This window comes from Candidatus Zixiibacteriota bacterium (assembly GCA_034003725.1).
Lineage (GTDB): Bacteria > Zixibacteria > MSB-5A5 > GN15 > FEB-12 > WJMS01.
In genome coordinates this window covers 409,619-421,639 of record JAVEYB010000002.1, presented here as the reverse complement: position 1 = coordinate 421,639, position 12,021 = coordinate 409,619, and the positions used below count along the sequence as shown (strand labels likewise).

Sequence of the window (12,021 nt, the reverse complement as noted above, 5' to 3'; positions counted from 1 at the left end):
GGTGCATATGGACAAACTGACGATTCTTAACCAGATCCAGAGAAGCCAGGATCTGTTATCCATGCCGCAGGCTATTTCTGAGATCCTGGGAGAGATGGACAAACCGGAATTCTCGAACGAGGCACTTTCTCGAATCATTCTTAAGGACGCATCGCTGACGGCGCGAATTCTGCGGTTGGCGAACTCGCCGTTTTACCACCGGCTCAAAGACATCAAAAACGTCAGTCAGGCTATTCAGGTACTCGGCTCAACCACCGTCAAGTGCCTGGCCCTGTCGTCGTCCGTGCTCAATCCCGGTCATCTCGAGAAGACCTCGGGGGTAAACGTCAGATCTCTGTTCTCCTCGATACTGACGGTTGCGGCGGCGGCCGAGAAGATTGCCAAGGGCGTTGCCTACCGATCGCCCGACGTGGCCTTTGTCTCGGGGCTCTTGCACCACGTGGGCGTCCTGTTTTTCCTGCACCACTATCCGAAGGACTACCGGCGTATTATCGCCCGCGACGTCAAGGCGGTCACGCTGCTCGACGCGGAGAGAGAAGTGTTCGGGATCGATCATGCCGAGGTCGGCTGGCAGCTTTGCCGCCGCTGGCGCCTTCCCAACGAGATATCGGAAGCGGTCCGTGACCATCACGCGTACACCGGCGCGGCGAGCAGCGGCGTCTTGCAGAACAGCATTCGTCTGGCTGCGCTGCTGGCCGATGATACGGTCACGACGTTCGAGGCGGACCTGGAGCAACGGATCGCGCGAGTCAATGCGCTCTCCGAGGCGTTGCATCTGCCCAAGGAATCGATCGATACGATCTCATCATCGTTGATCGCCGAAACCGTTCGAATCGCCCAGTATCTCGATATCGACATCGGGTCGATCGAGGAAACCATCACGCGGGCCAACAAAGAGATCTGGCGCATGTATCTCATGGTGGAGAATCTGTTCAAGGAACGGCAGGAACTCTCGGCGAAACTGCTGAACGAAGAGCGCGCCAAAGGCGCCATCCTCTCCGAGAACATCGCGATCGCGACCATGTCGCACTACCTGAACAACGCCACGATGGCTGTCTATGGGCGTGCCCAGATCATGCGCAAGTGGCTCGAAACGGGAGCCAACGACAAGCTGATCGATAGAATGCCGGCGACACTCGACGTGATCGAGAAGTCGGTGCGCAAGATCAAGGCGGTTCTGCTCGAGATCAAGGAGATTTCGCCGATTGACGAGGTCAAGTTCTACGACATGTCGCAGGCGCTGAACCTCGACGAGCGGATTGCCGCGCGAATGGCAACCATCGACGATGAGTCGGGGCTGGTTCTGCCGGAAGAGGCCGCCGACGTCCACATGGGTTAACAGTCCGGCTTGCGTCCACGCCACCAATTCCGTACCATCGCATCATGATTACGTATTTGACGTCGGGCGAGTCCCACGGTCCCCAGCTGACGGCGATCATCGACGGCCTTCCGGCCGGACTGCGTATCGATCGCGACCGGCTCGCGTTTCAGATGGCGCGCCGCCAGAAAGGCTACGGGCGCGGCGGCCGGGTGAAAATCGAGTCGGACGAAGTTGATATCGTCTCCGGTCTGCGGCACGGGCTGACCCTGGGCAGCCCCGTCACAATCGTTATCCGCAATCGCGACTGGGAGAACTGGTCCGCGATCATGGACCCGTTCGAGCCGTTGCCCGAGACACTGCATCTTCGCGACGAGAAGCTGGCCCGTGAAACGACACGCCCGCGCCCCGGACACGCCGATTTGGCCGGTGGCGTCAAATACAATCACCATGACCTGCGTAACGTGCTGGAGAGGGCGTCCGCGCGAGAAACAGCCGCGCGTGTGGCCGTGGGTTCGCTGTGTCGCCAGTTGCTGGAGCACTTCGGCGTCGTCTTTGCCTCGCACGTGGTCCGGATCGGTTCGGTCAAACTCGATCGCGATGCGTATTCACTCGACGATCTCGCGAAGGTCGTTGAGCTCGCCGAGCAATCCGAAGTCCGGTGTCTCGTCCCGGCGATCGAGCAGCAGATGATTGAAGCTATCCGGGCGGCAAAGAAGAATCGTGATTCCCTCGGAGGCGTGGCGGAGATTATAGTCTCCGGTCTTCCGGTCGGACTCGGCGGATTCTCACAGGGGCGAGATCGGCTCGATTCACGGCTGCTGGGGGCGCTGGTTTCTATTCCGTCGGCCAAGGGGGCGGAAATCGGTCTGGGGTTCGATGCCGCCGCGCTGCCCGGTTCGGAAGTGCATGACGAGTTGTTCTACGATCACAAGGCTGACCCTCGCACAAAAAGATTCGTGCGCGTCACCAATCGCTCCGGTGGAATCGAAGGCGGTGTAACTACCGGCGAGCCGGTAATCCTGCGCGTTGCCGTAAAACCAATCTCGACTCTCAACAAGCCGCTGCGAACAGTCGACGTCGTGACCAAGGAGGCCGCCGAGGCGATGGTGGAACGGACCGACCACTGCGTCGTGCCGGCCGTCGCCGTCATCGGAGAAGCGGTGGTCGCGCTGGAACTTGCCGACGTTTTCCTGTCCAAGTTTGGGTCTGACAATCTCGAGGAAATCGAGCGCAACTACCGCGCTTTCCTCGATGCGCCGTACTAGACGGCATTCTCTCCTCCCGCCGGTTCACTCGTAAAACTGTTGCCCCTCCCGGCGCCATCCCGTACGTTACCCTGAGAGAAGTACTTCAGTTTCAGTAAAGGAGCGGCTGTGAAAATACAAGTGACGGCTGGAATACCCAAAGACGCGGCAGTCGATACGTTAGTCGTGTTCACTCCGGCATTTGATAAGGTCTCCCACAAATTGCTGCAGGCGATCGATGCCGGTACCGGCGATTCGATCAGTGCGCTGGTGAAGAATGAGGAATTTACGGGGAAGGCAGGGGAGACCATTACCCTGTACCGACCGTCGGGATTCGCCTGCGGCCGCGTGATTCTGGCCGGACTTGGCGCCGCGAAAGACATCACCGCGGACAGTTTCCGCCGCGCGATGGGCACGGTATCGCGGATGAAGGGTATGCGGTCGGTGAGCACGGCCGCCGCGTATCTCGAGAAGCACTATGCGGAACCCGCCATGACGGGCGCGTTGATCGAAGGGTATCTGCTGGGTGCGTTCAAGATGCTCGACTACAAAACCGGGAATACGAACAACAGCGAATCCAAACTCGCGTCGTTGACCGTGCTGGTCGACCAGGGTCCGGCGGTGAGAAAACTGCAGGCGGCTGCCGATCGAGGTCAGGTGATCGCCGAAGGACAGATCCTCGCGAGACGGCTCTCGGCTACGCCATCGAATGATCTGACGCCGAAAAAGTACACGGCCGAGGTCCAACGCGTGGCCAAAGAGTACGGATTTGGATGCCGGGTTCTGGACGAGAAAGCCATTGCCCGCGAGAAGATGGGCGGATTGCTGGCGGTCGCGAAGGGGTCGGCGGAACCTCCCCGGTTCCTCATCCTCGAATACAAAGGACGTACCGACCGTCAGAAACCGATCGTGCTGGTCGGCAAGGGAGTTACGTTTGATACCGGAGGGATCTCGCTCAAGCCGGCGGCGGACATGCACGAAATGAAGCAGGACATGACCGGCTCAGCCGTGGTGCTGGCTACGATTGCCACGGCTGCCCGGCTGGGTATTTCCCGCAACCTGGTCGGCTTGATTCCCATGACCGAGAACATGCCGTCGGGGACCGCCACAAAGCCGGGCGACATCATCACCATGCGAAAAGGCAAAACAGTCGAGATCATCAACACCGACGCCGAAGGGCGCCTCATTCTGGCGGATGCCCTCGACTATGCGAATCTCTTCAAACCGCAGGCCGTGATTGATATCGCCACACTCACCGGCGCCTCTTTGTTCATTCTCGGATATGCGGGCGCCCCGGTCGTCTGTAATACGTCCCGGTTGATGGAGATGATCCGGGGAGCCTCCGACGCAACCGCCGAACGAGTCTGGGAACTGCCGTTGTGGGACGACTACCGCGAGGCGATGAAATCCGAGATTGCAGATCTGGTCAATTCGGGCGGACGACCGGCGGGGACTTTGACTGCTTCGGCGTTTCTCGAAAACTTTATCGGTGACTGGCCCTGGGCGCATATCGATATCGCGTACATGGACCTCGAACCCAAAGGGACACCCTACACTCCCAAAGGCGCATCGGGCTTCGGGGTGCGTCTGCTGGTGGAACTGGTCGCCAATTGGAAGAAGCTGTGAGCCATCGCCGTGCGAGCGGCGGATGACCTTCCGAAATGAGAAAGGGCCGATCGCTGCACGCGGTCGGCCCTTTGATGTGATGATCTCGTTGTCCTACTTTTTCGGAGCCTTCGACCATGCCGGGGCGCTGTCGGAGCCGGGTACGGTGATGCGCCTGGCCTGATTTCCGGTAATGTCGCAAATCCAGATGGAACCATCGGTGGTGGCAAAGGTCAGCCATTTGGAATCAGGCGAGAAGCTCGGCGCCAGCGACCGGGGATAGACATTCACCGGCGGCGACCAGACGAGATAGTGCTCCTTCAGGTCGGGCGTGGTGATATAGATGCCGGCCTTGTTCATGTCGTTATAGACATACGCCAGCCACTTACCGTCGGGAGAAAACGACGGGGCAACTCGCTTGTTGTTCGCGGTCGATACCTTCCGGATGCTGTCGAGCGGCGCCATGAACCGCTCCTCGTTGAGCACCGCGATCCCCTGCGGTTTCAACTCGAAGAAGTGCACGAACGCGATATCGCCCGTCTTCGGATTCACCGTAGGGTTCATCAGGAACTCAGACATGTTCTGCCAGTCTTTGCGAAGCAGTTCCTGACTGCCTCCCTCGTCGTTCGAGACAACGATCTGGTAGTTCGGCATGGCGGCATTGACAAGGTTGGCGTTCATGTCCTTCGTAAAGATGATCCGTCCGTCGGGGAGCCACTCGGGGTCGCGGCTGCCGAGGTCGTCGGTAATCCGCATCCACCACATGGAATTGCCCGCGTCCAGTGAGTCGAGGTAGGCCATGAACAGATCGTAGACCTTGTGTTTGCCGCCGAGCATGTCGGGGCCCCTCAGGTCGACTTCACCGCTTCGCGTGAAAACGATTCGCCGGTTGTCCGGCGAGAAACTCAGCCGACCGTCGGCGTTGGAAACGTCGGTCACTTTCTGCTGGGCGGAGCCGTCGACTTTCATTACCCAGATGCTGCCGCTGCGGACAAACGCGATTCTGCCCGTCGGGTCGCCGATCGGTCCGACCTGCTCGGCACTCAGTCTCTGCTGCGCCGGCGCGGTTTGAGTCGATGCAATCAGCAGAAACAGAACAAGGGCAAAAAATCCCCGGAGCCGAGTGCTTCTCGTGATGCGCAATGTACCTCTCCGTTGCTTGGCGTAATGTGGATACGCCAAGATATCTGATTGATCTCGTCCGGTCAAGACCGGCCGGCGGACGTGCCGCCCGACGTTACCAGTTGAAGTACCGCTTCAACTCGACCTTGCCGCGGAATCCCGAAAGAGCAAGATCAACCCGACCGTCCTCGGTATTGTCGTAGGTCGCGATGATCTCCTCATCCTGAGCATTATACCATGAAACGTTGTTGAAGTTCAGGTAGAGGTAGCTCAGGTCGGCTCCGAGCGCCATGTTCCAGAAGTTGACCGGATAGTCGATACCCATGCCGAGCGAGAAACCCGGGGCGGTCCCCGTATAGGACTCGTTGCCCTGTACCGACGTCGAGGTCGAGAGATTCAGGTTCTGGTACTCCGGGAACAGATCCCATGAGACTCCATACAGGCCGCCGGAGACGTTGGCGCGGACCGCGACACCGGTCAGCAGGTTCTCTTTCGACGGCGGGTTCAAAAGGAAGTACTGGAATCCGGTATAAACGCCGTAGACCTTTACTTCGCTGACGAGCGTATTAACCGGGGTGGCGACGCCTCCCGGCGGGGTATAGGTGAAGTCGCCGGAGAGATTAGTGCCCTGTTTGAGCCAGTACTCGCCGCCGAGGTACCAGGCGAATTTCTTCTTGAAGACGACGCCGAAATCGGCGCCGAACGCAAAGGCCTGATCCAGCCAGGCGATCTCGCCGCCGTCAATCGAGGCCGACACGTTGATGGCGAAATCGTTGTAGTCGTTGTGGCGGTTGATCCGGTTGCCGCTGAAATGGATCGATGCCCAGCCGAGTTTCGTGATTTGGGCCTTTTCGGTCTTCTGGAGATACCGGTTGATGATATCCTGTTCGGTCTCCTGTGACAGAACGACCGGCGCTGCCAGCGCGAACGTCAGCACGGCGATCAAGACAGACTTACAGAAGCGCATATGTCCTCCTGGGAGATGTTTCTTGCCCTTGTTCTATAGGATTATCGGAACGAAAGGGGGGATGCTTGACGGGATTTTACGGGCAGCCGGAGCAAAAAAAACGGGGCGGGAAACCCGCCCCGTGTAAGGGTCGACAGAAGCCGAGCGTTACTCTTTCGAACTGAGTGTCGAGTAGTCCATCGTGGCCAATTGGCGATAGAGATTCCACCGCCGCTTGACGTCCTGCTGCCCGAGCTCCAGAAGCATTTTGGCCCGTTCCGGGTCTTTTGCTTTGAGGGTCCGGAAGCGGTTCTCGGAGTATACGTATTCGGCCAGCGGAATCGAGGGCTCCTTGCTGTCAAGAACAAGCGGGTTTTTGCCCTGTTCGATCAGGGCCGGGTTGTAACGATACAACAACCAGTGGCCGCTCTTGACCGCGAGGTCCTCGTGGTCCATGCCGTGGGCCATGTCAATTCCGTGGGCGATACAGTGGCCGTAGCAGATCAACAGCGAGGGACCGGGGTGGGCCTCCGCTTCGACCATGGCCTTGACCGCCTGGTTATGACTGGAGCCGATCGCGATCTGGGCGACGTAGACGTTGCCGTACGACATCATCATCAGACCGAGATCCTTCTTGCCGAGCGGCTTTCCGGCCGCGGCAAACTGCGCGGTGGATCCGCGCGGCGTTGCCTTGGACATCTGCCCGCCGGTGTTGGAATAGACCTCGGTGTCCAGTACCAGGATGTTGACGTCCATGCCGGACGCCAGGACGTGGTCGAGACCGCCGAACCCGATATCGTACGCCCAGCCGTCGCCGCCGATCACCCATACCGATTTGCGAACGAGGAAATCGGCGATGCTCTTGAGGGCCGCCACTTTCTCGCCGCCGTTCATGGTGTCGAGCTTCTGCTTCAGGACGTAGACGCGCTCGCGCTGCTTCTCGATTCCGGCCTGGTCGGTCTGGTCGGCATTCACGAGGTCATCGTACATCTCCGGGACCAGTTCTTTGACCAGTTCCCGCGCGTACTCCATGAGCTTGTCGGCGGTGAGGCGCATGCCGAACCCGAACTCGGCGTTATCCTCGAACAAAGAGTTGGACCAGGCCGGCCCGCGGCCGTCGGAACGCTGGCAATACGGAGTCGTGGGGAGGTTGCCGCCGTAGATCGAACTGCAGCCGGTGGCGTTGGCGCACAGGGCGCGATCCCCGAACAACTGCGTCATGAGCTTGATATACGGCGTCTCGCCGCAGCCCGCGCATGCGCCGGAGAATTCGAACAGCGGACGGACGAACTGCGAGCCCTTCGGCGTCGTCGGCTTGTAGATCGACGGATCGGTTTCCGGCAGATCTTCGACGAAGAAACGGAAGTTTTCGCGTTCCTGTTCGCGAATCGGAGCCTGCAGCGCCATGTTGATGGCCTTGAAGTCGGTCTTGTTGCCGTCGGCGTCCTTCTTGACCGCCGGGCAGGCGTTGACGCACACCTCGCAGCCGGTGCAATCCTCAGGGGCGACCTGCAGCGCGTAGTACATGCCTTCGTACTGCTTGGTCATCGCCTTGACGTACTTGAACGACGGCGGCAGTTTGGATATCCACTCTTCGGTGAAAATCTTCGGTCTGATAGCGGCATGCGGGCACACCAGAGAACAGATGTTGCACTGGATGCAGATGTCCGTCTCCCAGACCGGGATTTCGACCGCAATATTGCGCTTTTCCCACTTGGTCGTCGCCGTGGGATACGTGCCGTCATCCGGGAAGCTCGAAACCGGCAGGCCTTCACCCCGGCCGGCGATGATTTCCGCCGTGACCGACTTGACGAAGTCCGGAGCAAACTCCGGCACTATCGACGGCATCGTGGTCTTGCTGGTGATTTTCCTCGGGTAGTCGACACGGTGCAGCGCCGCCTGCGCGCCGTCGACCGCCGCGAAGTTCATGTTGACGACCTTGTCGCCCTTGGCGCCATACGTCTTGACGATGGCGTCCTTGATCGCCTTGATCGCGTCCTCTTTGGGCAGAATATCCGAGATGAGGAAGAAGGCGGTCTGCATGATCATGTTGATGCGGGCGCCGAGGCCGAGCTCCTTGCCCAGTGAAATCGCATCGATCACGTAGAACTTCGCTTCCCTGTCGAGGATCTGCTGTTGGACTTCCTTCGGCAGGCTGTCCCAGACCTTGTCCGGCGGCTCCATCGTATTGAGCAGGAAGGTGCCGCCTTTCACGAGCTTGCCGACCATGTCGTAGCGCTCGAGGAACGAGGCGTTGTGGCAGGCGACGAAGTTGGCGTTGCGAATCAGGTAGGGCTTCTGTATCGGGTTCTTGCCGAACCGAACATGCGATACCGTGACGGCGCCCGCCTTTTTCGAGTCGTAGACGAAATAGCCCTGGGCGAAAAAGTCCGTGTTTTCGCCGAGGATTTTGATCGAGTTCTTGTTGGCGCCCACGGTGCCGTCGGATCCGAGTCCGAAAAACAGCCCGCGGAAATTCTTGCCTTCGAGATCGAACGAGTAGTCGACCGACAGCGACGTATTCGTGACGTCGTCGGTGATGCCCACCGTAAAATGGTTTTTGGGGCGATCCGCGTTCAGGTTTTTGTAAATCGCAAGGACCATCGGCGGATTGAACTCGGCGGAGCCGAGGCCATACCGGCCGCCGACAATCACCGGGTGCTTGGTGAACGGAGCGGTGCCGTTCTCGAGCGCCTCGTTGATGGCCGACTGAACGTCGGTATACATCGGCTCACCGACCGCGCCGGCTTCTTTGGTGCGATCCATGACCGCAATCTTCTTTACGGTTGACGGCAGCGCTTTGACGAGCGCATTAACGTCAAACGGGCGGAACAGCCGGACTTTGATCAGACCGACCTTTTCGCCCTGAGCGACCAGGTGATCGACAGTCTCGTGGACCACCTCGGCGCCCGTGCCCAGCACGATCACCACGCGTTCAGCCTGCGGATGGCCGTAGTAGTCGAACAGATGGTACCGGCGACCGACCTGCTTGTAGAACTTGTCCATGGCCGCCTGGACGATTTTCGGCGCCGCGAGGTAATACTTGTTAACGGTCTCACGACCCTGGAAGAAGACGTCCGGGTTCTGCGACGTGCCTTTTATGGTCGGTCGATCCGGGGAGAGCGCCCGCTGCCGGTGACGCGCGATCAGCTCGTGCGGCAGCAACGCCCGCATATCGTCGAACGTTATTTCTTCGATTTTGGAGATCTCGTGCGACGTCCGGAAACCGTCGAAGAAGTGCACGAACGGCACCCGGCTCTCGAGAGCGGCGGCCTGGGCGATCAGGGCCATGTCCATGACCTCCTGAACGGAACCGGATGCGATCAGACCGAACCCGGTAGACCGGGTCGCCATGACGTCCGAATGATCGCCGAAAATGGACAGGGCGTGCGTGGCGACAGCGCGGGCCGAGACATGGAAGACGGTCGGCGTCACTTCGCCGGCAATCTTGAACATGTTCGGGATCATGAGCAAAAGTCCCTGAGACGCCGTGAACGTCGTCGTGAGCGCACCGGTGGTCAACGCGCCATGGACGGCGCCGGCGGCGCCACCCTCTGACTGCATTTCGACCACTTTGGGTATCGTGCCCCAGATATTACGCTTGCCCGCAGCCGACTTGGCGTCGGCAATCTCACCCATGTTCGACGAGGGCGTAATGGGATATATCGCTATGACTTCATTTGTCGCGTGCGCCACATGTGCCGCGGCGGTATTCCCGTCTATTGTGACCATACGACGGGAATTCTTTCGATCCGTAGTGGTGGCCGCGGGGTGCAGGGCTTCTTGCGGCATACTCCACCTCCCAACGAGTTGAGTCCTTCTGTTTCTCTGCCTGTATCGGCAATATTAGCCGGATTTGGACAGGGTAATCCTCTTCTGCCCCTGATACTTTCCTTTCTTGTCTCTATACGAGACTCGACACATTTCGTCAGCTTCGAGAAATATGATCTGCCCGATCCCCTCGTTGGCGTACACGCGAATGGGCCGCGGAGCGGTGTTGCCCAGCGATACGGTGGCGTACCCCTCCCATTCGGGTTCAAACGGGGTGACGTTGACGATCAAACCGCAGCGGGCGTACGTCGATTTCCCCTGACAGAGTACGAGGATGTTCCGGGGAATCTTGAAATACTCCCGGGATCGGGCGAGGATGAAGGAGTTCGCCGGTACCAGGACCGAGTCGGCGGTGACGTCCTCGAAAAGCTTCGAGGAGTCCTGCTTGGGGTCGATTTCCGCAGCCGCCTCCGGGCGGAAGATCTTGAACTCGTTGGAGAGGCTGAAGTCATAACCATACGACGACACGCCGAAACTGATGCCCGCCCGGACCTGGTCGCGGGAGAACGGGTCGATCAGCGCGTGTTTTTCGGCGGTGTCGATGATCCACCGATCCGATTTGACGGACATGTCGTTTGCTCCTCCAACGGTGCAATGCCAGACCACGAAGATAGTCTTTTGAGACGAGAACGCAAACGAAATATCCGTGCTACCGGACAGCGCTTCGCCTTACACTTCCTGAGGTACGGCCTTGGCTCTCTGCCATGCAACGAGGTCTGCCAGCGTATGCTGTTCGAAGACCTCGACCAGACGTCGCTCCGCCTCCAGAATCAGTTCCCGCAGCGCACAGAATTCGTCCCCCTTATTGTCGCCGCAATTGCGCTGATCTTCGGTGCACTTCATCAGGTGGTAGGGGCCCTGAATGGTCTCAAGAACGTCCTTCACCGAAATGTCACGGGGATCACGAGCGAGCGTGAAACCGCCGCGCACGCCCCGGTGGGACCGAATGATACCCGACTTGGACAGAGACTGGAAGATCTTGGCCAGGAACTTCTCCGGAATGTTCTGGGCCTCTGATATCTCGGAGAGCGGGACTACCTTGTTGGTGTCCTGTTCGGCAAGATACAGCACGCCAAACATGCCGTACTCTTCGGCTTTCGTGAACTGCATAACACCCTCCTGCGCCTCGCAGATGTGACACTCTTACAGGCACGAGGTAGAGAATGCGCCCGGAATCGGAACAACATCTACCTTTAAGTCTTTGCTTCGGCAGAATACTACTAAACATAGACCGAAAAGTCAATAAAAATGATGTTTCTTATACTCTAATTTCTTGTAAATTCTTGTTTTCCGTTGCGGCGTCATGTGAACTTTTGCGCCGCCCGTGCATTTAGTACTATTGTGATACGCTGATACAACAAAATGAGGACACCGCTCATGAAACAGGATTCAAAAGGCCTGCTGGTCGTTTACACCGGGGACGGCAAGGGGAAGACGACAGCGGCGCTCGGTATGTGCGTTCGGGCTGTCGGGTACGACTGGAGGATATGTGTCATACAGTTCATCAAGGGATCCTGGAAATACGGCGAACTGAAAGGCATTAAGCGACTTGAGCCAAATGTCGAACTGCACGTGATTGGAACCGGTTTTGTCGGTATCGTCGATGATGACAAGCCGATCGAGGAGCACCAGGACGCTGCCGGCAAAGGCGTTGCCCTGGCCCTGGAGAAGCTGCGCGCCGGATCATATCAGCTGATTGTCCTCGATGAACTCAATGTCGCCCTTGATCTCGGGCTGGTGACCGACGAAGACGTCCGGGCGATTCTGGAAGCCCGGTCCGATAAGCAGCACCTCGTCATTACCGGACGGAACGCGGCCGATTGGCTTATCGAGAAGGCCGATCTGGTCACCGAAATGACCGAAATCAAACACCCCTATCAGCAGGGTATCCTGGCGCAAAAGGGGATCGACTGGTAGGTAGTTGGTGATTATCGCTTGCCTTGGCCCATCAG

General features: G+C 58.7%; 9 protein-coding genes. 4 read left to right on the top strand and 5 right to left on the bottom strand.

The features are described 5' to 3' along the window. The first annotated feature begins 7 nt into the window (after window positions 1-7). From RBT76_04635 to RBT76_04625, 3 genes are all read left to right on the top strand, one after another. Window positions 8-1,339, top strand: a complete 1,332-nt coding sequence (locus RBT76_04635; protein MDX9857051.1) for an HDOD domain-containing protein — start codon at window positions 8-10, stop codon at window positions 1,337-1,339. A gap of 44 nt (window positions 1,340-1,383) precedes the next feature. Continuing rightward, window positions 1,384-2,586 carry a chorismate synthase gene (gene aroC / locus RBT76_04630; protein ID MDX9857050.1) on the top strand — a complete coding sequence of 401 codons (1,203 nt, stop codon included), beginning with the start codon at window positions 1,384-1,386 and terminating at the stop codon, window positions 2,584-2,586. Between the two features lie 108 nt (window positions 2,587-2,694). Further along, window positions 2,695-4,191, top strand: coding sequence for a leucyl aminopeptidase (locus RBT76_04625; protein MDX9857049.1), 1,497 nt, complete (start codon window positions 2,695-2,697; stop codon window positions 4,189-4,191). Window positions 4,192-4,284: 93 nt separating this feature from the next. On the opposite strand, the gene RBT76_04620 is transcribed toward RBT76_04625, so the two are convergent. The 5 genes from RBT76_04620 to RBT76_04600 all read right to left on the bottom strand — a co-directional run bounded on the left by RBT76_04620 (window position 4,285) and on the right by RBT76_04600 (window position 11,179). Further along, entirely contained in the window at window positions 4,285-5,313 is a 1,029-nt protein-coding gene (locus RBT76_04620) for a hypothetical protein (GenBank protein ID MDX9857048.1), read from the bottom strand. Between the two features lie 94 nt (window positions 5,314-5,407). Next, entirely contained in the window at window positions 5,408-6,259 is an 852-nt protein-coding gene (locus tag RBT76_04615; GenBank protein ID MDX9857047.1) for a hypothetical protein, read from the bottom strand. A gap of 147 nt (window positions 6,260-6,406) precedes the next feature. Beyond that, on the bottom strand, window positions 6,407-10,030 hold the full coding sequence (gene nifJ / locus RBT76_04610; GenBank protein MDX9857046.1) for a pyruvate:ferredoxin (flavodoxin) oxidoreductase: 3,624 nt from the start codon (window positions 10,028-10,030) through the stop codon (window positions 6,407-6,409). Window positions 10,031-10,084: 54 nt separating this feature from the next. Continuing rightward, window positions 10,085-10,639, bottom strand: a complete 555-nt coding sequence (gene dcd, locus RBT76_04605) for a dCTP deaminase (protein ID MDX9857045.1) — start codon at window positions 10,637-10,639, stop codon at window positions 10,085-10,087. Between the two features lie 99 nt (window positions 10,640-10,738). Beyond that, on the bottom strand, window positions 10,739-11,179 hold the full coding sequence (locus RBT76_04600) for an Rrf2 family transcriptional regulator (protein MDX9857044.1): 441 nt from the start codon (window positions 11,177-11,179) through the stop codon (window positions 10,739-10,741). 267 nt (window positions 11,180-11,446) lie between these two features. Here RBT76_04600 and cobO point away from each other — a divergent pair, with 267 nt between their 5' ends. Continuing rightward, on the top strand, window positions 11,447-11,986 hold the full coding sequence (gene cobO / locus RBT76_04595) for a cob(I)yrinic acid a,c-diamide adenosyltransferase (protein ID MDX9857043.1): 540 nt from the start codon (window positions 11,447-11,449) through the stop codon (window positions 11,984-11,986). The last annotated feature ends 35 nt before the right edge of the window (window positions 11,987-12,021 follow it).